The sequence below is a fragment of the Sporolactobacillus caesalpiniae genome (genome assembly GCF_040513385.1).
Taxonomy (GTDB): Bacteria; Bacillota; Bacilli; order Bacillales; family Sporolactobacillaceae; genus Sporolactobacillus.
Genome location: NZ_JBEVCB010000001.1, coordinates 24,615 through 50,735 on the forward strand (window position 1 = coordinate 24,615; position 26,121 = coordinate 50,735).

Annotated in this window: 20 protein-coding genes and 2 other annotated features (2 of these 22 running past the window's edge); of the genes, 12 read left to right on the top strand and 8 right to left on the bottom strand. The window is 44.4% G+C overall.

Going from position 1 to position 26,121, the window contains the following annotated elements:
* Positions 1 to 40, bottom strand: a binding site (T-box leader) (it extends 216 nt beyond the left edge of the window).
* 218 nt (positions 41 to 258) lie between these two features.
* Positions 259 to 588 carry a coiled-coil domain-containing protein gene (locus ABWW58_RS00155; RefSeq protein ID WP_353867284.1) on the top strand — a complete coding sequence of 110 codons (330 nt, stop codon included), beginning with the start codon at positions 259 to 261 and terminating at the stop codon, positions 586 to 588.
* A gap of 159 nt (positions 589 to 747) precedes the next feature.
* Here ABWW58_RS00155 and ABWW58_RS00160 read toward each other — a convergent pair whose 3' ends face one another.
* The 4 genes from ABWW58_RS00160 to ABWW58_RS00175 all read right to left on the bottom strand — a co-directional run bounded on the left by ABWW58_RS00160 (position 748) and on the right by ABWW58_RS00175 (position 5,175).
* A complete protein-coding gene (locus ABWW58_RS00160; RefSeq protein WP_353867285.1) occupies positions 748 to 1,686 on the bottom strand; it encodes a sensor histidine kinase in 939 nt (312 codons plus the stop codon).
* Positions 1,673 to 2,323 carry a response regulator transcription factor gene (locus ABWW58_RS00165; protein ID WP_353867286.1) on the bottom strand — a complete coding sequence of 217 codons (651 nt, stop codon included), beginning with the start codon at positions 2,321 to 2,323 and terminating at the stop codon, positions 1,673 to 1,675. The genes ABWW58_RS00160 and ABWW58_RS00165 overlap by 14 nt, the downstream gene beginning before the upstream one ends.
* Positions 2,324 to 2,426: 103 nt before the next feature.
* Positions 2,427 to 4,406 (bottom strand): FtsX-like permease family protein, encoded by a 1,980-nt coding sequence (locus ABWW58_RS00170; RefSeq protein WP_353867287.1) that lies wholly within the window; start codon positions 4,404 to 4,406, stop codon positions 2,427 to 2,429.
* A 10-nt stretch (positions 4,407 to 4,416) separates the two neighbouring features.
* A complete protein-coding gene (locus ABWW58_RS00175) occupies positions 4,417 to 5,175 on the bottom strand; it encodes an ABC transporter ATP-binding protein (RefSeq protein WP_445783400.1) in 759 nt (252 codons plus the stop codon).
* 132 nt (positions 5,176 to 5,307) lie between these two features.
* Here ABWW58_RS00175 and ABWW58_RS00180 point away from each other — a divergent pair, with 132 nt between their 5' ends.
* The 9 genes from ABWW58_RS00180 (at position 5,308) to ABWW58_RS00220 (ending at position 15,446) form a co-directional block, all read left to right on the top strand.
* On the top strand, positions 5,308 to 5,748 hold the full coding sequence (locus ABWW58_RS00180; protein WP_353867289.1) for a hypothetical protein: 441 nt from the start codon (positions 5,308 to 5,310) through the stop codon (positions 5,746 to 5,748).
* Positions 5,749 to 5,922: 174 nt separating this feature from the next.
* Complete coding sequence (locus tag ABWW58_RS00185; protein ID WP_353867290.1) at positions 5,923 to 6,168, top strand: hypothetical protein; 246 nt, start codon at positions 5,923 to 5,925, stop codon at positions 6,166 to 6,168.
* 396 nt (positions 6,169 to 6,564) lie between these two features.
* Positions 6,565 to 8,313 carry a sigma-54 interaction domain-containing protein gene (locus ABWW58_RS00190; protein ID WP_353867291.1) on the top strand — a complete coding sequence of 583 codons (1,749 nt, stop codon included), beginning with the start codon at positions 6,565 to 6,567 and terminating at the stop codon, positions 8,311 to 8,313.
* An 806-nt stretch (positions 8,314 to 9,119) separates the two neighbouring features.
* A complete protein-coding gene (locus tag ABWW58_RS00195; RefSeq protein ID WP_353867292.1) occupies positions 9,120 to 10,163 on the top strand; it encodes a proline racemase family protein in 1,044 nt (347 codons plus the stop codon).
* A complete protein-coding gene (prdC, locus tag ABWW58_RS00200) occupies positions 10,147 to 11,433 on the top strand; it encodes a proline reductase-associated electron transfer protein PrdC (protein WP_353867293.1) in 1,287 nt (428 codons plus the stop codon). Before ABWW58_RS00195 ends, prdC begins: the two co-directional genes overlap by 17 nt.
* A 26-nt stretch (positions 11,434 to 11,459) precedes the next feature.
* Positions 11,460 to 13,175, top strand: a complete 1,716-nt coding sequence (prdA, locus tag ABWW58_RS00205; RefSeq protein WP_353867294.1) for a D-proline reductase (dithiol) proprotein PrdA — start codon at positions 11,460 to 11,462, stop codon at positions 13,173 to 13,175.
* A 23-nt stretch (positions 13,176 to 13,198) separates the two neighbouring features.
* Positions 13,199 to 13,387, top strand: coding sequence for a CBO2463/CBO2479 domain-containing protein (locus tag ABWW58_RS00210; RefSeq protein WP_353867295.1), 189 nt, complete (start codon positions 13,199 to 13,201; stop codon positions 13,385 to 13,387).
* A gap of 66 nt (positions 13,388 to 13,453) precedes the next feature.
* Positions 13,454 to 14,179, top strand: a complete 726-nt coding sequence (gene prdB / locus ABWW58_RS00215; protein WP_353867296.1) for a D-proline reductase (dithiol) protein PrdB — start codon at positions 13,454 to 13,456, stop codon at positions 14,177 to 14,179.
* 40 nt (positions 14,180 to 14,219) lie between these two features.
* The gene (locus ABWW58_RS00220; protein WP_353867297.1) at positions 14,220 to 15,446 is read left to right on the top strand and encodes an aspartate aminotransferase family protein; all 1,227 of its coding nucleotides are present in this window, start codon (positions 14,220 to 14,222) and stop codon (positions 15,444 to 15,446) included.
* A 1,120-nt stretch (positions 15,447 to 16,566) separates the two neighbouring features.
* Here the strand turns inward: ABWW58_RS00220 and hisC are convergent.
* Positions 16,567 to 17,625 carry a histidinol-phosphate transaminase gene (hisC, locus tag ABWW58_RS00225; RefSeq protein ID WP_353867298.1) on the bottom strand — a complete coding sequence of 353 codons (1,059 nt, stop codon included), beginning with the start codon at positions 17,623 to 17,625 and terminating at the stop codon, positions 16,567 to 16,569.
* Between the two features lie 150 nt (positions 17,626 to 17,775).
* On the opposite strand from hisC, the gene ABWW58_RS00230 reads away from it, so the two are divergent.
* Positions 17,776 to 18,102: a YnfA family protein gene (locus ABWW58_RS00230; protein WP_353867299.1), complete on the top strand. Its 327-nt coding sequence runs from the start codon at positions 17,776 to 17,778 to the stop codon at positions 18,100 to 18,102.
* Between the two features lie 223 nt (positions 18,103 to 18,325).
* Positions 18,326 to 21,235 carry a PAS domain S-box protein gene (locus ABWW58_RS00235; RefSeq protein WP_353867300.1) on the top strand — a complete coding sequence of 970 codons (2,910 nt, stop codon included), beginning with the start codon at positions 18,326 to 18,328 and terminating at the stop codon, positions 21,233 to 21,235.
* Positions 21,236 to 21,319: 84 nt separating this feature from the next.
* On the opposite strand, the gene ABWW58_RS00240 is transcribed toward ABWW58_RS00235, so the two are convergent.
* From ABWW58_RS00240 to ABWW58_RS00250, 3 genes are all read right to left on the bottom strand, one after another.
* A complete protein-coding gene (locus tag ABWW58_RS00240) occupies positions 21,320 to 22,504 on the bottom strand; it encodes a metal-dependent hydrolase family protein (RefSeq protein WP_353867301.1) in 1,185 nt (394 codons plus the stop codon).
* Between the two features lie 24 nt (positions 22,505 to 22,528).
* Entirely contained in the window at positions 22,529 to 23,716 is a 1,188-nt protein-coding gene (locus ABWW58_RS00245) for a hypothetical protein (RefSeq protein WP_353867302.1), read from the bottom strand.
* A gap of 287 nt (positions 23,717 to 24,003) precedes the next feature.
* Positions 24,004 to 25,722: an IS1634 family transposase gene (locus ABWW58_RS00250; protein WP_353867303.1), complete on the bottom strand. Its 1,719-nt coding sequence runs from the start codon at positions 25,720 to 25,722 to the stop codon at positions 24,004 to 24,006.
* A 322-nt stretch (positions 25,723 to 26,044) separates the two neighbouring features.
* Positions 26,045 to 26,121 (top strand) — a binding site (T-box leader); it runs 144 nt beyond the window's last position.

Here is a 26,121-nt window from a genome sequence, read left to right on the forward strand (position 1 = left end):
AAGGCTAAATAAAAGCTACTCTCCCTATCATTGCATTTATTTGTTTACGAATTATGAAAGTGTTTTTACTTTATACTCTTTTTGTACAACTGTCAATGGAAAAATCAAATTTTCATCGCTGAAACGTTTATATATGCCAATCACAACTGGCAAAAGAAGTGACGGGACTTTGTATAAACTATCTGTAAGAAAGCCTGACTATGTTCTTGCAGAAGTTATTTGGCAGCTGTTATGATAGAGCTAGAGGAGGTGTTAACTATGGCTGAGGAATTGAAAATGATTATGCAGGCAATTAAAGAAGTTGATGCTAATGTTAAAGGCATGCGTATTGAGATGGATGAGATGAAGCAGGATATCACTGAAATGAAAAAGGATATTGTTGTGATGAAACAAGACATCGTCGAAATCAAGCAAGATATCGTTGTGATGAAACAAGATATCACGGACATTAAACAGGAGCTGAATAAAACGAATCAGCGAATGGATGACATGTATGAGGACCTGTCCGATCAGATTAAGCTGGTTCATGATGAACATTTCGCAACGCGCAGAGAGGTTCTGAAACTTAAAAAGAAAATCAATATGTGATTCAGCCGCTTTCCTTCTGCGAATACTTCCAACGTCTGAATGCATTCCTTACCGTGTTATGTAACTGGTTAACTTTATTCCGCAATCCTTTGATCCGCATTAGAACTCCTCAATGAGCATACTCAACTTCTGAATCGCACGTTACTAAAAGACAACTTTTCAGTCTTTATCATTTCTCTTTATCGTCACAGTCGTCCCTTTGTCGATTTCCGAATCAACATGAATGCTTAGTGAAAGCCGGTCGACAATCTCTTTTGCCAAGAAGAAGCCTAGACCGGTAGCTTTTTTGTCGCGTCGCCCATTGTAACCGGTAAAACCGTGTTCAAACAGGCGTGGCAGATCTTCTTTTAAAATGCCTATGCCGGTGTCGCTGATTTGAATCGATTTCGGCGCAATGTAGATGCTGACATTGCCTTGTTTGGTATATTTGACGGCGTTGCTGATGATTTGCTCAAGAGCGAACGAAAGCCATTTCTCATCGGTGGTCCAGGTTGCGTCGCCTTCGACGGTGACACTCAGCCCTTTTCGAATAAACAGTGGGGCAAACTTGCGCACGATCGCTTGAACGAGTAGTTTGATCGGCACTTTTGTAAAACGGTAATCGGTTTGTTCATGATTCAAGCGCAGGTAATGGAGCAGCATTTCCAGATAATTTTCCAGTTGAAAGGTTTGCTCGTTCAGTTCCTCAACTGTAAAATCGTGCGTCTGGCCCATTAAGTCAAGCGCAGACAGTGGTACCTTCATCTGGTGACTCCACATGCGCACCACATCGGTTAAGTCTTCATCAAATTGTTTGATTCGAGCGATTTTATTTTCGTAGTATTCCTTTTGTTCATCAAGCAACTTCAGCATATCTTTTTCAGCTTGCGAATCGGGTTTCAAGTCGACCTGAGGAACGACTTGATTGAGGCGTTCTTTATGGCGACGTTGAAATCGGTAATAATCATAGCTGCCGAAAATGACGAGGACAGTTGTGCCAAATAATAAGCTTGACCAGAAGGTACGCGTAGGCAAACCGCGCAGATAAAAGGTTAGACTTATGATAAAAATGAAGAAAAAAACTGCTAAAAGATAGTGCTTTCGTTCACGCCAGTACATAGCCGACACCTCGCACCGTTCCGATGTAATCGAACCCGATGACAGTCAATTTTTTGCGCATACGGGCAATGTTGACTTGCAGGGCATTGGCATCGATGTAGTCATCAGATTCCCAGAGCTTTGCGAGCAGTACGTCTTTGGAAACGGTTTGGTTGGGTTGCTCGAATAATGTGCGAAGCAATTTGGCTTCCGTTGGTGTCAAATCGGCCTTGTCCTGCCCTTTTTTCAATTCTGTTCCCTCCAATATGAACCCATTGAACGTCAATTGCGCTTGAGAGAAATTGTAGGTTCGGCGCAGCAGAGCATTGATCTTCGCCTTCAATAATTCTACTGAAAACGGTTTTGTGACATAGTCGTCAGCTCCCATGTTCATTGCCATGACTTGGTTCATTTCATCATTAGCCGAACTGAGAAAGATAATTGGTGTCGTTGAGTACTTTCGAAGTTCAGTCGTCCAGTAAAAGCCGTTAAAATAGGGCAAGGTAATGTCCATTAAGATCAAATTCGGCAGTGCTTCTTCAATTTCTTGGCGGATGCTGCGAAAGTTCTGTACGGAAACAACCGTGTAGCCAGTCAGTGCTGATCGCAGTTGTTTCACAATCGCCGCGTCATCTTCTACAATAAATAGTTTTGTCATCAAAGACTCTCCCATAATGATTGGCTACATTCATTCTACTGATTTTTACGGCTTGGGACAAATACGAAAAGGGTACCCCGTAACCAGGATACCCTAATGTTTGTTACCGTTCTACGAGCCGATAATACGCGCGGCTCGTTTGTTTGTAGATAATGTAGTAAATGACGGCAACGACAGCAATTGTTCCGATACTGGTTAAGAGCAGTAAACTGAACCGTGTTGTGCCAAATAAACTAATCAGTTTCTGAATCATGATGAAGGCGAAGCCAAAGTGGACAATGGCGACGGCAATGGGCAGGAAGAAGACGAGCAATACTTGTGAACGAATCGTCTGTCGCACTTCATTTTTGCTCAAACCGACTTCCTGAAGAATTTCGAAGCTGCGTTTATCCTGTTCCCCTTCAGAGATTTGTTTGTAGTAAATGATTAATGCGGTACCGAGAATAAAGGTGAAACCCAAGACCAGCCCGATGAACAGGAATCCGCCGGCAAAAGCAAGAAACTGCTGATGCATGTCATCATAACTTTGCAGGGACGGGGCAGTGCCGCTAACCATTTTTCCTTCGTCAATGCGCTGAATCGGTTTATTTCCATTCACGCGGTATTCGGATATGACCAGTCTGAGTTTCTTCGCGTCCTTTGCCGTCATATCGGCACTAATGGTTGTCTCAAAACCAAGTGTGTAATGACCGCCCGCCACCTTGGATGCAGCGTCTAAGACCGGTTGAATTTCTGCCTTCGAATTGACGATCAGAATCAGCCAGTTTGATGCCGTCATACTGATGGATGGAAAATTCCGGATTCCGTCAATTTTGTCTTTAATTTTAAACGTATGATTCCCGAACTTCACTTGATCTTCATTGAAGCTGCCGACGGCCGGAAAGGCAATTGCCTCATTGCCGCTCAGGTGAACCTTGTTCCCGGTCAACTGCTGATAAGTGTCTGCGGTCATAAAGTTGACGGCGGTCAGACTGGAAAGCTTTTGTTTGTTCTCAAATTTCCCATTGTTCATTGCTCCGATCATGCTGTTCGACATTTCGTAGACAATTTTATGCTTCAGAGGCACTCCGTCTTCTTCTGCCACCTGATCAATGAACGAAGTGCTTTGCTGCTTCGTTGTATTGATATTGATGATCGTGTTGCGAACGAAATAGTCGTCTAGAAATCCATTGATGCTGGAGTAGAGTCCGACGGTTGTTGCCAAGGTAACGAACGTCATCGTTACTAAAATCGTAATGTTGGCGAGTCCGACTGCATTCTGTTTCATCCGATAAAGCATACTTGAAACGGTAATAAAGTGCTTGGGTTGATAGTAATAGTGTTGGTTTTTTTTCTGCCGTTTGAGCAGCCAAATGGTAAAACTCATGTAGAACAAGAGCGTGCCGAAAATGACAAACAGTACGGCGATAAAGAATTTCGTCAAGGCATCGAGCGGCGAGGCTACCGTTACGGCAAGGTAATAACCGATCGCTAAAAAAATGATGCCAAGTAAAGCCAGAATGCCGCGCGACTTTGGTTCCCTTTCTCCCTTACTCGCATTTTTAAGTAATTCAAGACTGGATTGGCGGCGGATGGAGAAGCTGCTGATGATCATCAGCAGCAGATAGATACACGCAAAAATCGCAGTCACGATCCCAACCGCAAGCGGGCTCCACTGCAAGTCAAAATAATGCTCGCCAAGCAGATGAATTAAAATCAGATAGAAAAATTTAGCCAGAATGATACCCAAAACGGTTCCTGCAATCACGGTTGCAAGGAACATCATCATGAGTTCTAAAATGGAGATGCGGACGATGTGCCGTTTTTTCAAACCGAGAATGTTGTAAAGCCCAAATTCTTTGGTGCGCCGCTTCAGTAAAAAGCGGTAGCTGTAAATCATGAAAATGGTGGCAAAGATCGACAAGACGATTAAACCTAAGCCGAGCAGCATCGCAAAGCTGCCCGAACCTTGCAGCTTTTTTAAGCTTGGGCTGAGCAAGATCGTTGCGATCATCAGATTCATAATGAACATGACGACACTTGAAAGACCAAAGGGAAGAAAATTGCTCATTGACTGAAGGACATTGCGACTGGCTAATTTCACGTAAAACAAATTACCTCACCTCTGTCCCGAGAAGATTGGTCATCGTCATGCTGATCTCTTGCATGAACTCGGCTGCCTCTCGTTTTGCGCGGTAAAGTTGATGGAAAATGCGTCCGTCTTTAATAAACAACACGCGTTTGGCGTGACTTGCTGCAATTGCCGAGTGCGTGACCATCAAGATGGTCTGACCTGTTGCGTTGATCTCTTCAAGCAGAGCGAGCAAGCTTTCACTGTTCTTGAAATCAAGCGCCGCAGTTGGTTCGTCGGCCAGGACAAGTTCCGGCTCGGTGATCAAGGCGCGGGCGATGGCGACGCGCTGTTTCTGACCGCCGGACAGTTCAAAGGGCTGTTTGTTCAACAGATCGGCAATAGTTAATTTTGTTGCAAGCTTTTCTAAACGTTGCTCCATCACGCGAACTTTTTGACGGCCAAGCACAAGCGGTAAGAAAATGTTGTCGCGAACCGACAGCGTATCAAGCAGATTGAAATCTTGAAAAATAAAGCCCAGATGTTCGCGGCGAAACTCCGCCAGCTTGTTTTCTTTAATTTTCGTCACATCCTGACCATTCAGGATAACGGATCCTGATGTCGGTTTATCTAGTGTAGCCAATGTGTTCAAAAGCGTTGTTTTCCCCGAACCGCTTTCGCCCATAATGGCGATGTACTCCCCGTCCTCGACGCTAAAGCTCACATCTTGTAAGGCGATTGTTTTTTCTTTGCTGAATCGTGTCTGGAAAATTTTCTGCAAGTGATTGACTTGTAACAACATCATACACGCTCCCTGTTCTTGTTTTGGGTGATGTGTTTAGTATACAAAGGATTGCGCAGGGCTTCCTTACAGGTCTGACCTCCAGTCTTACAGATTTGTCAGATTGAAGCAAGCATGATGGAGGATGGATCTGTGATCTTACTCGATATGATTAACGATCATAGGGTACCGGCAGCTCATTTATGTAGTCACATGCAGGAATCATTTCGCTTCTTCAAGAATAAAGTAAGAGAGAGGTGTTGCGACTTGCAAGGAAGTGAAATTCCCCGCTTTAATTTTATTGAACTCGAAGAGGATCGGAAAGCCGATCATAAGGAACATTTCTATTTTGTAACAACAGATGTGGATGAGGCGGTTGAGCATTATCTTCATAAGGTGCGTGAACATCATCCGTTTTATATGACAATCAGTTCGGTTGACGGCCGGATCTGTGTAGCCAAATCTCATGGACTCAGCAGTGACAAGACCAAACCACGGATTATTCGAATGAGTCCGAACTTGAATGAAAAAACATGCAACTATACATTGTTTACGAACCAATTTATTAAAACAGTTAAGAGAAAACTAATCTGATATGACTTTTGAGGCGGCCAAAAAGGGTTGCCTCTTTTTATTTTCAAGACTTCGGAAATTATTTCTTTAGCTGAGTTTTGAATAATCAATAAAAAAACAGGTGAGAAGGGCTGACTACGTTCTTGCAGGATTCGGCAGCTGTTAATATAGTAGTACTAAAGGAGGTGCTGAATTATGGCTGAGGAATTGAAGATGATTATGCGGGCGATTAAAGAAGTTGACGCGAACGTCAAAGGCATGCGCGTTGACATGGATGAAATGAAACAAGATATCGCTGACATTAAACAGGAACTAAAGAAAACGAATCGGAGAATTGATGATATGAACGAGGATTTATCCGAACAGATTAAAAGGGTTCATGATGAACATTGGGAAACTCGTAAGGAAGTTCAAAAACTCAAAAAGAAAATCAATGTATAGTACAGCATTCTTCATTCTGCAAGTGAACTAATCTTTTCTATCTGTCTTGTCACACGCCTATATACCTCTAGTTTTATATATGTCTTCATCAAGTCATTTTCAATAATTATATAATTCACATTTGGACTCTTCAATAAGAAAACTGGAAGCTTCATGTTTTTAATCGCTTAATTAAGTTTTTTATTTTTTATGACAACGCAACTATCGCCTTCTGGTTTTAGTTAAAATTGCTATCCACTGTTCAAATTGACTTAGAGAGGTCAGTGCTTTGATTGAATCAGTGCATGTGCTTTTTGCGGCATTGCGGTTCTAAATAATTAGACAATATTGAATTTTTATGCTTAAATTTGTGGTAATGGTGACCTGTTTGTTGGGATGATATGAGGAGGAAGATCAGTGAACCATCTGCTGCCCGATTTTAACGATTTGCTTCGTACGGATTTTGTCGTGACAACAGAGGAACGGTGGAATGAGTCTGCGCACAGTCAACGATTCAGCGTTGTTATTGTACAGCAACAACCGTCGCAATTTCTCGTGCTGCCTCAGCGCAATTATTTAATGGTTCAAAAGTACTGTATTCCTATCAATGAGCTAACGGAATTCCGCGCTGACTGTATTCATAGTGATGATACGTGGACGACTCTTGAAGAAAAAATTAAGTGCGGTGATTATGTGGTCGCTATGCGCGATAGCGCAGTGATCGGTTATTTTAGAGCAAGCGAACTTGCCTCGCGTGTTTTACAAGCCTATACATATCTTAAAGCCTATTACGATACGATACTGGAGACAACGGACAGTACGATTTCGGTGATTGATAAAAATATGGATACGGTGGTTTGGACAAGCGGTGCGGAGCGATTGTATTCGATTAAAAAGGAAGAAATTCTGGGCAAGCCGATGACTCAGTTTTTTCCTGAAAACCGTCTTGATAATCTTAAAATTCTCAACACAGGCAAGCAATTTTATCATAAACAGCACCAGCCTAGAGAAGATCTGTTTGTCCTCATTAACTCAAATCCGGTGAAATTAGATGGCAAAATAATCGGCGCTGTTTCCTGCGAACAAGATGTGACGTATCAGGCTCAGTTGACTAAAAAATTGACGAATGCAAAAGAGACAATCAATCATTTACAGAAACAAGTCTCGCGGATGGACCGTTCTGTTGATCCGTTTCGATCTATTAAGGGTTCGAGCGGGGCCTTGCAAAATACGATTGATCAGATCAAACAAGTGGGCGCGGCAAAGGCGAAAGTGCTGCTTCTTGGTGAGTCAGGGGTTGGGAAGGAGCTATTCGCAAATGCGTTGCATGACTTGCGAACGCTTGGAACTGCTCCTTTTATTCCGATTAACTGTGGCGCGATCCCCGATGCGTTGTTCGAAAGTGAGCTTTTTGGTTATGAAAAAGGGGCTTTTTCCGGCGCAAATCCTCTTGGCAGTAAAGGAAAATTTGAATTGGCGAAGGATGGAACACTCTTTTTAGACGAGATTGCCGAGCTTCCTCTTGAAATGCAGGTCAAGCTGCTCAGAGTTCTGCAAGAAGGAACTTTTTACTCGGTGGGAGGGACCAAGCTCAAACACGCGGATTGTTCCATTATTGCAGCGACGAATAAAAATTTAAAAGAACGTGTTCATCAAGGAAAATTCAGAGAAGATTTGTATTACCGATTGAATATCATCACGATTACCATTCCTCCGTTAAGAGAGAGAAATGAGGACATCATCGAACTAAGTCATCAGTTTCTCTATGAATTTGCGGAGAAGTATAGACGGTCATGCACGAGAATTCCAAAAGAAGTCATGATGGCGCTCATTGATTATTCTTGGCCGGGCAACATTAGAGAATTGCGAAATATCATCGAGCGGCTCGTTGTTTTTTCAAGAGACGAAACGCTAAGTGTCGATGATTTACCCGTACAGATTCGCGAATCCAATCACCGAATTGGGATGACCGAACACTTCTCACAAAATCAGCCGTTCGAAAATCAGCCGCTTGTTTCGCTGAATCGCGCGATGAAAGAATGCCAGAAACAAACGATCCAGAAAGTATTGGCGCATACCAATGAAAATAAAAACAAAGCTGCAGAGATTCTAGGGATATCTAGAACGACGCTTTATAACAAAATGCATCAGTTGGGCATTTCATAATCATTAGTCTATTTTTTTGAAGCAAAGGCACAAAGAATCTGATATCAGGTTCCTTTGTGCTTTTTTAACAAGTTAAAAAGTATAGCGTTTTGCCTTGCTGGTACGACGATAAGGTCATAAGATTCGGTTGGGGGGCGATCAGATAAGCGCCCAATCTGAGAAATAAACGGAAAAATTCCGCTTAATTAGAAAATTAATGAAAAAATTGCTTGAATAGACGGAGAAATTCCGCTTATCGAATCGAAAAACGTGAAAATGGAGGGTTTTTCTGTGCTTAACCGGAAAAATTACCCTTATGTAGCTGTGAAACAAGCGCCAGGATGCATATAAGCGGAAAATCTCCGCTTATTTTCCTCGTTACTTAATTAAGGATCCAAATGATTTATTAGAAAACTTGGCTTCGCCAAGCCCCTGGCGAAGGCGAAGACGCCGTCGCGACGGCCATGGACGGCCTAGTGTCCGGTGAGCCGCAGGACGCGGCGTTTTTTCGGACCGCTTACAAAGGAGCTTTCGTATGTAAGAACCGGGCGTTCTTTACCCGGTTTTTCCTATTATTTTAATGTCGTAATATCTTACAAAATAATTCTTTTCTGATGTTCATCACAGCTTCCATGAAATAAAAGTTAACAACATAGTGTCATGTTTTTGAAACATGTATCAAAATCGGAACACTATTTTCCGAGTTTTTATACAATTCAGTCCATTTATTGTGCTTTTTCATTTGGCACGGTTCTTGCTTAGAGTAATACAACGACATTTTTTTAAACCTAGTAAATTGTGATTCTAACAGGAAAGGAGCCAATCAGATGGAGAACTGCAAAAGCCTGTTCGCTATTGATTCTCACACTTTGGGCGAACCGACCCGAATTATTGTGAGCGGTTTTCCCGTAGTGGACGGTGGATCCATGATGGAAAAGAAAAGAAATCTGCAGAAGAATTATGATCATCTTCGCCGCGCCATCATTGACGAACCCCGTGGGCATCGCAATATGTTCGGAGCGATTCTCATGAAACCAACGCGCAAGGAAGCGGATCTTGGCGTCGTGTTCATGGACAGCGGCGGCTACCTTAACATGTGCGGCCATGGGTCGATCGGTGTTGCCACCGTTGCAGTTGCTCGAGGACTTGTTCCCGTCACGGAACCCTACACACATGTTGTGCTTGAGTCGCCGGCGGGCTTGATTCACACGAAAGTTAAGGTGGAGCGTGGCAAAGTGAAAGAGACAACGATTGTCAATGTTCCCTCTTTCCTGTTTAAAAAAGATGCTGAAATCACGATACCGGGATGGGGAACGATTAAGTTAGACATTGCGTTTGGCGGTAACTTTTTTGCACTTGTTGATACGCGAAAGGTCGGTATTCCAATGGATCAGAGTCGCTTAAGTCAATTTATAGAGACCGGGGCCGCGGTCCGTGCGGCGGTTAATCAGCAGGTTCAAGCTGTCCATCCCATCCAAGGTGATATCTGTTCCGTTGATTTGGTTGAGTTTTTCCAAACGGATCAGGAAGCCAAGACAATGAGAAATGTTGTTGTTTTCGGTGACAATCAGGTAGATCGTTCCCCATGCGGTACGGGAACAAGTGCTAAGATTGCCTCGCTCTGCGCGAGAAATAAATTGATGATCGGTGAGTCTTTTGTCAGTGAGAGTATCACAGGTACAAAGTTTATTGGTCGAGCAGTGAGGCGCACGATGGTCGGCAGCTTTGCGGCGATCATTCCGGAAATCACCGGGCGGGCTTATCTGACTGGTGAAAATAAACTTCTTTTTGATCATGAAGATCCATTTGAATTTGGTTTTAGTTTGCAAGAAACACAGGGAAGGAGCGACCGCGTTGAATCGAGACTATAAGCTTCTTCTAAAACAGCACATTGGGAAACCGGATAGTCCCTGCGTGCAAGAGGGAGATTGGGTTGAGCGAGGGGAACGCATCGCGCTTGCTGACGGCAGAGGAGCTGATCTGCATGCAAGTGTTTCAGGTACGGTGATTGAGGTCAATTCAGAGGATATCGTTATCCGTGGGAAAAAGCCGGAGCGTGATTTATTTAAGCCGCTTCCACCTGGAGAGCTCAGAGAACGCATTCGTTCTGCCGGGATTGTCGGTATGGGCGGCGCAGGATTTCCTACCGGAATTAAGCTGAGTCAGGAGATTAGCGGCGGGACAGTAATTGCGAATGCCGCGGAATGCGAACCGATTCTGAATCACAATGTGACGCAAATTGAGGCGAATCCTGATGAGGTATACCGTGGTTTGGTTTACGCCATGGACGCGGTCGGTGCGGCAAGCGGCATCATCGCGATTAAAGCGAAGCATCGGCGAGCCATAGCTCAACTAGAAAAGGTGATAAGGGATAAGCGTATTACCGTATTCCCGTTGCGCGATCTGTATCCGATTGGTGAAGAACGCGCGTTAATTCGTGATACTTTAGGCATTCTTCTTCCTCCTGAGGCTCGCGCAATCACCGCGAATACGATCATCATCAATACGGAAACCTTATCGTGCGTCACGCAGGCTGTGGAGCTCGGACGTCCTGTTCTCTCGAAAAATATTACAGTTGCCGGCAGATTGCGCGGCGGACCAAAGGCTCAGGTGTTTATGGATGTACCAATTGGCACGTGTGTCGGTGATCTGATTGAGGCCGCCGGCGGTATAGACGGCGACTACGGGGAAATCATTATGGACGGTCCGTTCATGGGACACAGCGTTACGCAGGATGATGTGGTAACGAAAACGACCGGCGGAATTATCGTGACGATGCCTTTTCTTCAGGCGAAATCTCCCCTTGGTTTATTGGTTTGCGCATGCGGTGCGAGTGAAGCACGCATGCGCGAGTTGGCAAAAAAAATGGGAGCAAAGGTTGCCGGAGTCGAAGTGTGCAAGCATGCCGTTTATGCACGCGGATCGCTTAAATGCCGAAATCCCGGCGTCTGTCCCGGTCAGGCAGATCGCGTGCTTCGGCTGAGGAAAGCCGGTGCCGGCTCACTGCTCATCGGTAACTGCAGCGACTGCAGCAATACGGTGATGTCACTGGCACCGAAATTACACATTCCGGTGCATCATGTCACAGATAATGCGATGCGTGCGATGAATTTGCATCTGATTCGTAAATTGCAAAAATAAAATTTTATTCATAAAGGAGAATTCACATGTCCATTACGTTTGAAACAGCCAAGCAGCATCAGAATGATCCCGCAGTCCTCTGTTGTTTAAGAACAAAAGGTACGATTATCTCCGCTTCTGATTTGGAAGATCCATCAATTTTTCCTGATTTGGAAGAATCCGGTCTTCTGTCCCTTCCGGATCACGGACTCACGATTGGTCAGGTATTGGGGGCGACACTAGAGCAGGATGCGGATTCTATGACACCGCTCACTCCTGAGCTGGTCAGTGATATTTCGGAAAATCAAATGGATGAATCGGAATCGGAAAAAATAACGACTTCCCCATCTACAGGTGAAGATCCAACCCGTGAAACGCAGGTGATCCGTTTTAATATTGATAAACTTGTCGGACAGATTGAGTTGCCCACTGGACTCAACGTGAGCACCCTGCCTTTTGCAACGCCCGCGCGTAAAAAGGCGGAGGATAAAATCATTCGTACCTTAACGCAGAGAGCGTATCCGGTTGAACAGGTTTGCGTGGGAGCAGAGACTTCATTTCAAGATAAGGTACTGACTATTCGTGAAGCGTTATGCAAGGAATCGCTAAAAGCAGATCCTTTAGTCAAAAATGTTGAATTAGACATTATTCGCCCCGAAGACCGTCATAGTTATTCCAACACGATTATGGATGTGATTCCGATCGCCACAAAGGTCGAGGGAATTCTTGGCGAGGGCATAACCCATGTGATGAACGGCGTCGTCGTTGTTCTGACCGGTGTTGATGAAAAAGGTATTCAGGTTCATGAATTTGGTTCCTGCGAAGGTTATTTGGATGAAAAAATTCGTTTCGGCCGCCCAGGCAGCCCGGATTCTGATGATATTATGATTCGCGTCAATGTGACTGTCCAAGAAAATACCGGAATGGAACGCCGTGGGCCTTTTGCGGCACACAAGGCCTGTGATTCCATTATTCAGGAAATTCGTGATGTCTTAAAAGACGCTCCGGCTGACGCGTCAACGGATCAGAAAGTATTCCGTGATTGGAAAAGATCCGGCAAGCCTCGTGTGATTCTTGTTAAAGAAATTATGGGGCAGGGGGCCATGCATGATAATGTACTGCTTCCTAGCGAACCTGCAGGAGTTATTGGCGGACGGCGAAATGTTGATCTTGGAAATGTACCTGTTGTGCTTTCGCCGAATGAGGTCCGAGACGGCGGCATTCACGCGTTGACCTGCATCGGACCGGCGACCAAAGAAGTCACCCGCCACTATTTCCGCGAACCGCTCGTTAATCTAATGGCGGAGGATGATGAAATCAATCTTGCAGGAGTTGTCTTTATCGGCAGCCCACAAGTGAATGATGAAAAATCCTATGTTTCTGCTCGGCTCGGCGCACTCGCCGAAGCACTCGACGTTGAAGGTGCCATCGTTACGACAGAAGGCTTCGGAAACAACCACATTGACTTTGCGGAGAATATTGAGCAAATTGGCCGCCGCGGTATTAAGGTTGTCGGTGTTTCCTTCTGCGCTTATCAAGGACAATTGGTTGTTGGTAATAAATACATGGATGCAATGGTTGAACTCAATAAGGACCCGGAAGGCTTTGAAAATGAGATTCTTGCCGACAGTACCATTTGCCCGACTGACGCCGAGCGGGCGTTGATTATGTTGAAAACGAAAATGGCCGGTGTTCCAATTGAACCGGCGAACCGCAAATGGTCTCAGGAAGTGATCGACGCAAACGCGCAATTGATGTCATAAAGGGAAAAGGATGTGCGAGCAGTATGGATTATGAACTGACACCTAAGCTTTTGCCGGGAACCATTCTCGAAGTTACCGAACGTGATGTTAAAGTCACGTTGAAGGGGCGCATGGGAGTCATCCAAGTGCCGTTAAGATCGGTCATCTCGGATCATGCGCTGCAAGTGGGACAGACGATCCAAGTTTATCTCAGTTATATTCAGGTTGTCTAAGTAAATCCGGGGATTCAGGCATGCCTTTTCGACAACGAAATCAACTTTTTAAGGGGGACATAAACAATGTCATTAACAACAGTAAGAGGACTTAAGTCGGAAATCTATGTTCCGATTACGCCTTCACCGGTGTGGTCGGCGCTCGACAAACCATTGAGCGAATGCACCGTTGCTTTTTGCACTGCAGGCGGTGTGCATTTGAAATCACAGAAACGATTCGTTCTCTCCGGTGACTATTCATATCGGGAAATCCCGTCGGATACACCGTCTTCGGAATTGATGGTTAGTCATGGCGGATTTGATAACAGCGATGTGAATAAGGACATAAACTCGATGTTCCCCATTGACCGGCTTCACGAACTCGAACGTGAGGGCTTTATCGGCAAAGTCGCACCGGTACTGTTTGGATTCATGGGCGGGGGTGGCAACGTGAATAAATTTAAAGAGGAAACCGGTCCGGCTATTGCCCAAATTTTAAAAAGAGAAGGCGTTGACATCGCGGTGTTTACGGGAGGCTGCGGGACTTGCCATCGTTCCGCAACGATTGTACAACGTGCGGTCGAAGCGGTCGGTATCTCGACGATCATCATCGCCGCGCTTCCGCCGATTGCCAAGCAGCAGGGGGCACCGCGTATCACTGCGCCGCATGTCCCGATTGGATCCAATGCCGGAGAACCTAATAATAGCGCGATGCAAACTGCTATTTTAAAAGATACATTGGTTCAGGTCGAGGAAATGACGACATTTGGGCAAATGAAAACCTTGCCTTATGAATATCGACAGAATGTCTGAAAATAATTGAGTTTAATTTGAAGGAAGAAGGAGAGGTATCATGAAACTATCCGATGTGCATAAGACACCTGAAGAAATTAAAGCACTGACAAAAAAATATATGATCGAAACCTATGAACGGTATGATTTTGTTGCTCAGAGCGCCAAAGGGATGTACCTGTATGATGAAAACGGCGAGGCTTATCTGGATTTCTACGGCGGTATTGCGGTCAACAGCGCGGGGAACTGCAATGAGAAAGTAGTCGCGGCGGTCCGTGATCAGGTGGGCGATATCATGCATACCTTCAACTACCCGTACACTGTCCCTCAAGCCCTGCTTGCTGAACTTATCTGTCAAACCTTGCAGATGGATAAAATTTTCTTCCAGAGTACAGGGACCGAAGCGAATGAAGCGATGATCAAGATGGCGCGCAAATACGGTGTCGAAAACTATGGCCCGAATAAGTATCACATCATTACAGCAAAAGGAAGCTTCCATGGCAGAACCTATGGGGCGATGTCCGCAACCGGCCAGCCGGATAATGCCTGCCAGATCGGATTCAAGCCGGTAGTTCCCGGTTTCAGTTATGCCGAATTCAATAATGTTGATGATTTTCGCGCACAAGTTACGGAGGACACGATTGCGATTATGCTTGAGCCGATTCAGGGCGAAGGCGGTGTGACACCTGCAACTTCGGAATTCATGGACGGTATCGCTGCGTTATGCAAGGAAAAAGGACTTCTGCTGTTGTTTGATGAGGTGCAGTGCGGATGGTGCCGGAGCGGAAAAACGATGGCCTATATGGACTATGGCGTCAAACCGGATATTGTTTCAATGGCGAAAGCGATGGGCGGCGGCATGCCGATATCTGCGATCTGTGCTTCCGAGGAAGTATCCAAGGCTTTCTCGATGGGATCACACGGAACGACCTTCGGCGGCAACCCGGTATGCTGCGCAGCGGCTTACGCCGAAATTAAAGAACTATTGGATCGGGATCTCGCCGGCAATGCCGAAAAGGTTGGGTGTTATCTGGTAGAAAAATTAAAGACGCTCCCTCATGTTAAGGAAGTGAGAGGCAAGGGCCTGATGATCGGTATCGAATTTGACGCATCAATTGGTCACGATGTGAAACACGAATGTTTTGATCGGAAAATGCTGGTCACACTCATCGGAGACCGCATTATTCGGTTGATTCCGCCACTCATTGCAACCAAAGAGGATTGCGATCAGGCGTATGCAATTTTGCGAGACGCCGCTATCGCTGCAACAAACGTGATGAGCGATTAGGGAGTAATGTAAACTCCATAGGATTTTTTGATTGGATTATTTTTCAAGTGTCTCATGAAGTTTATCTTTATTTTCACACCGCACTGATTGGTTGGGCGATCAGGTAGCGCCCAATCTGAGAAATAGACGGAGAATTTCCGCTTATTTAGCTACAACTTTTGATGATTTAGCTACGACTTTTGAGCATTTAGCTACAACTTTACCGGGATTAGCTACGACTTCGGGATTTGGCTACGACTTTTGAGCATTTAGCTACAACTTTTCGTGGATTAGCTACAACTTCGGGATTTGGCTACGACTTTTGAGCATTTAGCTACAACTTTACCGGGATTAGCTACAACTTCGGAATTAGAGCTACGACTTTGAGCATTTAGCTACAACTTTTCGTGGATTAGCTACAACTTCGGGATTTGGCTACGACTTTTGAGCATTTTAGCTACAACTTTTCGTGGATTTGCTACGACTTCGGGATTTGGCTACGACTTTTGAGCATTTAGCTACAACTTTTCGTGGATTAGCTACAACTTCGGGATTTGGCTACGACTTTTGAGCATTTAGCTACAACTTTACCGGGATTAGCTACAACTTCGGAATTAGAAAATAAATGAAAAAATTGCTTAAATAGACGGAGAAATTCCGCTTATCGAATCGAAAAACGTGAAAATGGAGGCTTTTTCTGTGAATAAGCGGAAAAATTACCCTTATTTACCGGCGAAACAAGTTTCGGAGGGCAAATAACCGGAATATCTCCGCTTATTTTACTCGTTACTTAATTAAGAAGCGGAATGCTTATGAAACAGAATTGAGATGCCTGCGGAGCGTCCCTGTTGATTGTGAGCAACCGGAGCGTAATCAAAATCCGGCATGGTTTATGGACCGGACGCTTTTTTCCAGGTTTTTCTTAGTTCAACCACAAGGGGTATAAATGCCTCATTACAGATCAAAAAAGCTGCCTTCATAAAAGACAGCTTGCACTAGTTGAAAATTGGTGGAAAGCCAATGAAGTTATTAAAAACATGCTCCTGCTCCAATCTTTTGTAAGGATCGTATAATCATGCGTACCTGTCTAAATGAAACACGGACAAGGAGTATTCACTCCTGTCCGTGTTTCATTTTTTTCTTATCTCAAAATATCCTTCAACGCTTCGACCAGCTTGTCCATTTCCTCATCCGTGCCGATTGTGATCCGCAAATAATTGGAGATGCGCGGCTGGTTGAAGTAGCGGACGAGAACGCCGCGGTCGCGCAGCGCGTGGAAGATGACCTCCGCGTTCACTTCCGTATGACTGGCGAAAATGAAATTGGACTGTGACGGGATGATCGTGAACCCGATATTTTCAAGCCGCTTGATTGTTTGCTCACGTGTCGCGATGATTTGTTGCGCCATGCCTTTGGAGTAGGCGTCGTCGTCAATCGCTGCCAATGCGCCGGCAAGTGCCAAGCGGTCGATTGTATAGGAGTTAAATGAATTCTTTACGGTGTTCAGGCCATCAATCAACGCTTTCTGACCCAGAGCAAATCCGACCCTGATACCAGCTAGTGAAGAATATTTGGATAGGGTTCGGACAACGAGCAGGTTCGGATAGTCCTTGATAAGCGGGATGACTGATTCGCCGCCAAAATCGATATAGGCTTCATCGATGATGACGACATGCTCTGAATTCGCATCAAGAAGCCGTTTAATTGAATCCATGTGCAAACCACGGCCTGTCGGAGCATTAGGGTTTGGAATCACAACACCGCCGTTAGGCTCACAAAACGCTTCGACCGGCAAACTGAAATCGTCGTTAAGCGGGATAATTTTCGGGCTCAAGGAGCATAAATTCGCGTACACCTTATAAAAGCTGTATGTAATATCACCAAACGCAACCGGATTTTCTGCTGAAAAGAAGGTCATGAAACTGAAGGCAAGAATCTCGTCTGATCCATTGCCAATAAACACTTCGCTTGGTTTAACGTCAAAATGTTCGGCAATCTTTTTTCTCAATTCATCGCAATTCGGGTCTGGGTACAAGCGCAGCTGATCATTAACAGCTTCCTTAATTGCTGCAGTGACTTTTGGCGAAGGCGGATATGGATTTTCGTTCGTATTGAGTTTGACATACTTTTTATCCTTAGGCTGCTCACCGGGCACGTAAGGATCGAGTTTCTGAACAAATGGATTCCAATAGTTACTCATGGCGCACCTCACATAATTAATCGACAGTTTTCTTTTCGAAAATCCGCTTTTTTAGAATGAAACTCTATTTTTTTTTATTAACATACTTCCCTTTACTATTATGCAGTATTATTGAAGAAAAGCAAAAAAATTATATTAAAGGAGAAACCAATGGTTCGCGTTATCTTTCTATTTATTTGTGCCGGCTTGGCTGAGATCGGCGGCGGTTATTTGATTTGGCAATGGCTGCGAGAAGGAAGATCTATTTATCTAGGGATGATTGGCGGAATCGTATTGGCTATATACGGCGTCATCGCGACGCTTCAAGTATTTCCGTCATTCGGCAGAGTTTATGCGGCATACGGCGGAGTTTTTATTGTTCTGTCATTGCTCTGGAGCTGGGGAGTTGATCACAAAGCACCGGATCTTTATGATTGGATCGGTGCCATGATTTGCATTCTAGGTGTTGCTGTTATGCTGCTCGCACCAAGACATTAGTAAGACTTATAGGTATTTAGATTCATGACCATGAAGAAATAGGAGTAGAATAAGTGATAATTCCTTAACATCTGCATACTTTTTCCGATATAAGTAATAACGACAATGGAAATAGGTCTAAAAGACTAGTAATGCTATTAGAGTTTAATCACAGATATGGCCTGCAGATAGATAAAATGCGTGTTAAGTATAGAGTACTTTTATTAGTAATGGGGCTGAAATGATGACTAAAGCTTACAAACAAATGCTTCCGGTGGGGGTTGCGTATCAAGAACTGATTTTTGACGCGGCAGGAAAACCATGCGATTTTGTTTTTCTGCAAACAAATACCCTATTCAATGAAATGATCGGGATGAAGGATGTACCGATTATTGGCAAACGGTATACTGAGATCATGCATGGAGTTGAGTATGATCTTGTTCAACAGTTTGCGAATATCGCACTTCATGGAGGAACAAAACTCTTCGAAATTACCTCAACGATCATGGATCACCGTTATAAAGTCTGCGCGTACTCCTTCGAAAAAAATAAATTCTGGACCAATGTCATTGATATGGCACCTGATCAAGACTCATTCCTTGAATTGCAAAAAATTATTGGGCTAACTGAGACGAACGATCATGCGTTGAATCATGTACTTGACCATTTTTCATTACCCATCACGATTATCTCACTAGATGGAACGATCCTCTATTTAAATCATGGATCAGAGAAGTTATTCGCTGTGGACTCAAGTGCCGTCAACACCGAAGCCGGTCGCTTTTTTGCCGATCCGAAAGACATTGATACATTTATTATTCGGATCGACTCACAAAAGGTTTCCCAAGGCGATGAAGTCCGCTTAAAAACAAGCGGCGGTAAACGATTTTGGTCAAAATGTGATTCGGTGCGTTTCGACTATCGAAATTCCCCGTGTATTCTTTCTGTACATCAGGACATTACCAAGCAGAAACAATTGGAATATTCCGCCGCCAAAAGCAAAGAAAACTATCATTTGCTGTTCGACAATGTGTCGGAAGCAATCGTCATCGCACAGAATGGCTATGTTAAAATGTGCAATCACTATGTGCGGGAGATCAGCAAATACAGCGAATCCTATTTGTTCTCAACACCCTTCGAAGAAATCGTTGTCCCTCAGGATAGAGAGCGTCTGATGAAGAATCATTATAAACAGATGAGGGGAGAACGCAGTGGTTCATTCTCGCGTTTCCGCATCACTACGGCAGATGGAGAATTGCGGTGGATCGAGATGAAATCGGTGCGCATTGACTGGGAAGGTAAGCCGGCAAGTTTGAATTTTCTCAATGATATTACTGAAAAAATGCAGATGGTAGAAGCTCTGGAATCAAGCGATGAGAAATTTAAATTTATATTTGAAAATGCCGCCGAAGCGATATTCATTATACAGGACAATCGCATTCGGATTGCCAACCCAATGACGGTACATTATTCGGGTTATTCTCTCACGGAACTCCTTACTATGGACATCTCACAAGTTATTTTTCGTGAGGATCGAGTTCGATGTATTCAAGCCTATCAAGAGCGTTTGAGGTCCGAAGCGGCAATTGGAAAAATAGAGTTTCGCGTTGTTCGAAAAGACGGATCAATTATTTGGGCTCAGGCGGTTGGTGCTAAGGTAGCGTGGGAAGGTCACATGGCTGTGCAATATTTCGTTAATGATATAACGGATCAGAAGAAAGCGGAGCAAGACAGAGAAGCGAGTGAATTGAAATACCAGTTGATCGCTGAATCCGCCTCTGACGTGATTTGGGTTTATAACTATACGCGCCATCGCTTCGCCTACATAAGTCCCGCGGTAAGAAGTCTGCGCAACCTCACCCCAGAGCGCGCCGAGCGGATGACCCTTGAAGAGACATTCGCTCCGGAGTCACTGCACTTATTGAGAAGTACGGTCGAAGAAAAGATTAAAATGCTTCAAGAGAATGGGGAAGGTTCGAACACATTCATCAAAGAGATGCAGCAGTATTGCGCGGATGGGCATTTGGTTTGGACGGAAGCATCAATACGTCTTCGCCTTAACAATAGAAATGAGTATGAGGTCTTCGGTGTGTCACGCAATATTGAGGAACGAAAAAAATCGGAAGAAAGTATCATTTATTTAAGTTATCATGACCAACTGACCGGGTTGTTCAATCGACGATTCTATGATGAAGAACTGATGCGGCTCGAACATTTTGGGAATTTTCCAATGACTTTGGTACTTGCTGACGTCAATGGTCTAAAATTAACGAATGACGCGTTTGGACATCAAGCGGGTGATGATTTGCTGGTTGCCATCTCTCAGATCCTTAGGGAAGAGAGCAAGGAAGGCGATATCATTGCCCGAGTTGGCGGCGATGAATTTGTTATGATCTGGCCGAGAAATGATGAGCTGCAGACAGAACGGCGGATCAACCACATCCACGATCGCTTGCTATCGTCCAAAAGTGTTCATCATACCATTCTGTCTGTTTCATTCGGCTGGGCTGTGCGAAAATCAAAAAAAGAAACAATGACCTATATTTTTACCGAAGCGGAAAACAACATGTATCAGCATAAGCTGTTCGAAGGAAATAGTATGCGAAGCCGAACGATCAACATGATTACGAACACACTATACGCGAAGCTGCCTTCTGAGGAGCGTCACGCGAGACGAGTCAGCAAATTATGTATGGAAATCGGTCAAAGGCTTGGCATGGACGCCAATGATTTGAATGAACTGAGAACGGCAGGACTTCTGCATGACATTGGCAAGATTGCCATTGAGGAAAGCTTGTTCAAAAAGGAGAATCTGACCGAAGCGGAGTGGTCACGAATTCGTCTGCATCCTGAAAAGGGGTATCACATCTTAAAACTGTCCAATGAATTTATGAGCATTTCTCAGTATATTCTATGCCATCATGAGCGGATCGACGGCACCGGATATCCTCTTGGTTTAAAAGGTGACCAGATTCCATTGCCTTCTAGGATTATCAGCATCGTGGGCGCTTTTGACGCGATGGTCGCCGACCAGCCTTATCGAAAAAAAGTCGTGCAGCGGGAAGCCATAGAAATTTTGAAAAAAAATGCTGGAACTCAGTTTGATCCGGTCATTGTCGATACGTTTGTTACAGAAGTTCTTGTAACAGAGTGAGCCAAGCTGTACAAAAAAGCCGAAACATTTGAGGCAACGCGCTCCATGCTCCGGCTTTATGATTGTATTTTTTCTCTTGATTGTTTATTTGATTTCTTTTCCCTTTTTAAAGACGCGCTTATCTTGCTGGACAACTTTAATGTTGTCTAAAGGATTGCTGTCTAATACAATAAAGTCCGCGTATTTTCCCGGTTCAAGAGTTCCGTATTCGTTGTCGATCTTCAGCAGCTGCGCGCCATTGATGGTTGCTGACTGCAGCGTTTGAAGCGGCGTGCATCCGGCTTCAACCATGAGTTCAAGTTCGAACGCAGAGTCATTCTTAAAGTCGTTATTCGGCGTTCCGGCATCGGTACCCATTGCAAGCTTAATGCCCGCTTTGGCGGCTCTGCCGATACTCTCCATATGAGCTTTCTTTACTTCACGAGCAACATCTAGCATGAAATCAGGGACTTGTCCCGCGCCGCGATCGGAAATGCCATAAACAGCGATTAAGGTAGGAACGATAAATGTACCTTTATCAAGAAACATTTGAATGGCCTCGTCATCGAGATAAAACGCATGTTCCACCGAATCAACACCGGCCCGTACCGCGTTTTTTATGCCTTCTGTTCCTTGAGCGTGTGCGTTCGCGGTTCTTCCTTTATGATGCGCTTCAATAACTGCGGCACGCAGCTCGTCTTCAGTTAACTGAACGTCGTCAGGAGATTCGCCGCCGAAAGAGACACCGCCGGTTGCCATCAATTTGATATTATCCGCGCCATTTTTCAGCGCTTGACGCGCCGCTTTTCGGGCTTCATCAGGGCTGTCCACTTCATAGCCGATTGTACAGAAATGGCCGCCGGTCATGGCGAGCGGACGTCCGGACGCGCAGATACCTGGGGAAAGGATGTGCCCGCCTTTTTCAAGTTTTGAAAGTTCGATGTCGACATCAAAGTCAGCACCGACATCGCGAATATAGGTGACCCCGTGCTTCACAAGTTCTGCCAAATTATCAAGTGCGATCTTGGTGGCAATAATCGGCGTGAGCTTCGGTGATCCGAGCGGTTCGAGTTTTCCGGATACATCGGAGGTGATATGAGTATGCGCGTTAATCATGCCCGGCATGACGAATTTGTTCTCAAGATCAATGGTTCGATCCGCCTCTGATGAGCCTGTTCCTGCTTCCACAATTTTTCCTGTTTCATCATCGACGACAAAATAAGCGTCAGCCTCAAAGTGATCTTTCGTTCCATCAAAAAGTGAAAAGTTCTGATACAGTGTTTTTGCCATAAATGTTTCGCTCCTTTTAACGTTTTAGATTAATTTAAGGAAAATTGAAGCAATGATGACTGAAGCGATCGAGACTGTTGCGAAACCGCCAACGAGCATTTTCGGAAGAATATTTTCGAGAAGGTATTCTTCTTCATCCGATGTGCTTGAATTGTTTTTGCAAACTTCGGTGGTTAATATGTAGTCTGCAGGGAAACCAAACAGCGCAGTGAGTGAGCATGCAAATGCCATAGGCCGACTCATTCCAAACGGTTTTGCGAGAATAAGAGATGCTAGATACATACCTAGTATACCAAGAATAATTAATACAACAATCTGAATTATTATATGACCGAGCATTGCCGGCGTTGTCAGATTCAGTTGCGAGAAGACGTAGGCGAGCAAACCGTAAATCAGCCAGTTGAACACGCCCGCGCGATTCAAAGCGTTGTCTTCAAGAAATCCGAATTGATGCGCGATGACACCGAAGATCAGACAGATGACAAATGAGTTGATCACGCCATGCATCAGCTGAGCAACGTAAAGACTGAGAATGGCAACGAGTGCGACACGTACCAAAATAAATGCAGAAGTTTGATAGTCATCCGAGAGACCGAAAATGCGTTTAGTACTGGCGCTTCCCGGTCCTTGCATCATCATTCGCTGACGAGTGGGATCGAGTTTAATGCCGCCGTCACGGAAGTTCTTCAGCAGGCGACGGCTTTCTTTCTTAAGCATGGCCGATGTAATCGGGTAGCCGATCAGACTGTGCGTGATGAACATGGAAACTGGAAGTGCGACCAGGGTAGTGATTCCGGCAGCTTTAAGTCCGTCCGTCATCAAGAGTGCGGCAACAAGTCCGCCGGTCAGCGGAGGAACAGCGGCAACGACCGTATGCCAATCGAAAATTAGAGAGCCGATCGTCAAGGTTAAAAGTATGGTTCCACAGACGCCGAGAAGAGCGATGGCAACGGCCTTCCACTGAGCAATAAGCTGTTTCAAATTCATCAGTGTTCCAAGATGTACTAATAAGAGTGCGATGCAAATCTGAACGAATTCCGTATTATAAGATGCTTGAGTGACAACATCCTTAGGAATAAAGGTCCAATAGCCGAGGATAAATAGAACGGCTGAAACGAAAACAGATGGAATATAAGCTTTCGACGCAGTTGACACCCATTCCCCAATAAGCATGAAGAGCATGACTGCCAGAAAGCAAAGTAAAAACGACATGATTGTGCCTCCTGAATATGTAATAATAATTCACTTGAGTAAAGTGTGAGTAAATACTAACACCAGGTACCATAAAAATCAAATAAATTTTTTTCAAGGTAATAAAAATTCACGCAGAAATGGTTACTCATTCATCTAAATAAATACCGTCACATGGATACTTGCACTTCTTGATCGAAACGCATACAACCTGACTTTTGCAGCTAAATGAACTAAAAATCAGCCATGAACCCGCACGGCTACACGGTTTATGGCTGATTCTATTTGTCATAAAGTTGTAGGGAAAATCAGCCTTTTTTCACCTGTCCTAAAATTTTTTTGATTTCTTGGAGAGGCAGGCATTTTTTCCCAAAATCGATGCCGAATGCTTTGCCGATGTCGGTGAGTACGTCATCATAATAGTCAAACAGGTAATAATTTTCCTGAATGTGACTGCAGGATGCTTTTTTCAGACTTTCGATCAAGGTGGAGATTGAGTAAGTCCCGTGGAGACGGATTTCCAAAATTCGGGCAATCACCAGTGATACAAAGCAGGTCAAAAAATGCGCCTCGATATGTTCTTGTGTCGACAGATAAACGGGCCGTGTTTCGAGATCGCTTTTGGTCACCTTGAAATTCTCTTCGATTTTCCACAAACCTCGATAGAGCTTGATAATCTGTTCGTCCGTTTCCTGATATTCACTGGTGACGATCGCATAATAGCCATCCAGTTCTTCTTCCTTTTTTAGTTTTTCCTCATCAAAAATCAGCCGAGTTTGTACAGATTCTTTGATTTCTCCTGTCTTCGGGTCAAAACGTAAATTTTTCACGAATCGAGCCGCGCCACCGGAGGTGGAACGATTGTAGCGGGAAGGCTCTTGAATCAGGCGTCTGGCTTTCTCCAAAGCAGGAGCACGGTCCGCCTTAGCTTTACGCGCGTATTTCTCACTGTAAAAGATGACTTGCTTTTCATCTACTTGTTTCTTGATTTTCTTCCCGCTCTCCGTCGTCACCCAGATCTCTCGTGGATAAAGCCGGGATTTGATCTTGAATCCGTCCCCTTGGGGACGGTACCCATCCGAGTCGAGCACATAGTCTTTAAAAGCTCGATCCGCACTGCGGACCGAGTAACTGAGAATATATCCGTTTTTGGCGGAAAGCGTATACCAAATGTTGTCTCCTGTGGTCATTCCTTTATCCGCAACCACAATGATGCGACCTAGTGAAAAATTGTGCTGAATCGTGCCAAGCATCGGGATAAAGGTTTGCTTGTCCAGTAAATTTCCTGAGTGCAAGCCATAGGTAATCGGAATGCCATCCGTATCCATAAACAGGCCCATCTGAACGATCGGATTGGGACGATGTTCTTTAGAGACGCCTTTTTTACGGAGATCATCCGCTTCATTAATTTCAAAATAATAATTCGTGACGTCATAGTAAACGAGCTCTGTCCGACGCCCATAGCGCTGCTTAATCTGTTCATGAAGCCAAAGCTGAAGCGCCTCTTTACGCTGCGCCAAAAAAGACAGACAGCGGTAAAGGTCGTCCAGTGAAAAGTTGGTTTTCTCGAAGAAGGACTCCTTTTGTGCGTATGTTTTCTTTTTGGAGGCCGGGAAAAGCAGACGAGAAAAGACAAGGAGCTTCATGATGGTATTGGCATCATAGGCTTCCTGCGTATGGCGCTGCCGATTCTGGAGAAACGTATGGATCCCCAGTTCATGGTAGATCTGACTCAGAACGGCATAACCGAAGTTTTTACGATTAGCCGCGTACGGTTGAAGGCGTTCATCGCGACTCATCTGGAAGGTCATGGTCGACTTCTCCGCTTCCTGTTCGCGGTTCATCTGTTTGACTTTTTCATTGAAAAAAGCAATCGGATCTTCGTATTCTTTTTCAAGCTCATCTAAATAGCCGAGAGACTCAATCGTTTTGAGCTTCGTTTTTTTCGTCACTTGATCACGATAACCATGAACAATCGACAAATAGGTGCGGCCGGTCTTTTTATTTTTCGCCTTTTTGAGGAACATCGTTTATCCTCCGATTAATCAGTATGTATATACTGATTATATCATAATACATAATAAAACATAACATATATATGACATAAAATAAAAATAAAAAAACCCGGAATCATTAATCTTATCAATGATTCCGGACTGACTTTAATTAGGTGTGCTGCAAAACTACGGAATACTAACACCAGGTACCATAAAAATCAAATAAATTTTTTTCAAGGTAATAAAAATTCACGCAGAAATGGTTACTCATTCATCTAAATAAATACCGTCACATGGATACTTGCACTTCTTGATCGAAACGCATACAATAAAAACATTAAAAGTATAAAAGGTACAAGCCATGAAAAGGACATGGGTCGTTTTGAACGTTGCCAGAGAGGGAAGGATTGCTGCGAACTTCCTAACGGG

Coding starts and splice junctions, on each gene's coding strand:
- ABWW58_RS00155 (WP_353867284.1), top strand. CDS start 259: ATGGCTGAGGAATTGAAAATGATTATGCAGGCAATTAAAGAAGTTGAT.
- ABWW58_RS00160 (WP_353867285.1), bottom strand. CDS start 1,686: ATGTACTGGCGTGAACGAAAGCACTATCTTTTAGCAGTTTTTTTCTTC.
- ABWW58_RS00165 (WP_353867286.1), bottom strand. CDS start 2,323: ATGACAAAACTATTTATTGTAGAAGATGACGCGGCGATTGTGAAACAA.
- ABWW58_RS00175 (WP_445783400.1), bottom strand. CDS start 5,175: ATGTTGTTACAAGTCAATCACTTGCAGAAAATTTTCCAGACACGATTC.
- ABWW58_RS00185 (WP_353867290.1), top strand. CDS start 5,923: ATGGCTGAGGAATTGAAGATGATTATGCGGGCGATTAAAGAAGTTGAC.
- ABWW58_RS00195 (WP_353867292.1), top strand. CDS start 9,120: ATGGAGAACTGCAAAAGCCTGTTCGCTATTGATTCTCACACTTTGGGC.
- prdA (WP_353867294.1), top strand. CDS start 11,460: ATGTCCATTACGTTTGAAACAGCCAAGCAGCATCAGAATGATCCCGCA.
- ABWW58_RS00210 (WP_353867295.1), top strand. CDS start 13,199: ATGGATTATGAACTGACACCTAAGCTTTTGCCGGGAACCATTCTCGAA.
- prdB (WP_353867296.1), top strand. CDS start 13,454: ATGTCATTAACAACAGTAAGAGGACTTAAGTCGGAAATCTATGTTCCG.
- ABWW58_RS00220 (WP_353867297.1), top strand. CDS start 14,220: ATGAAACTATCCGATGTGCATAAGACACCTGAAGAAATTAAAGCACTG.
- hisC (WP_353867298.1), bottom strand. CDS start 17,625: ATGAGTAACTATTGGAATCCATTTGTTCAGAAACTCGATCCTTACGTG.
- ABWW58_RS00230 (WP_353867299.1), top strand. CDS start 17,776: ATGGTTCGCGTTATCTTTCTATTTATTTGTGCCGGCTTGGCTGAGATC.
- ABWW58_RS00235 (WP_353867300.1), top strand. CDS start 18,326: ATGACTAAAGCTTACAAACAAATGCTTCCGGTGGGGGTTGCGTATCAA.
- ABWW58_RS00240 (WP_353867301.1), bottom strand. CDS start 22,504: ATGGCAAAAACACTGTATCAGAACTTTTCACTTTTTGATGGAACGAAA.
- ABWW58_RS00245 (WP_353867302.1), bottom strand. CDS start 23,716: ATGTCGTTTTTACTTTGCTTTCTGGCAGTCATGCTCTTCATGCTTATT.
- ABWW58_RS00250 (WP_353867303.1), bottom strand. CDS start 25,722: ATGTTCCTCAAAAAGGCGAAAAATAAAAAGACCGGCCGCACCTATTTG.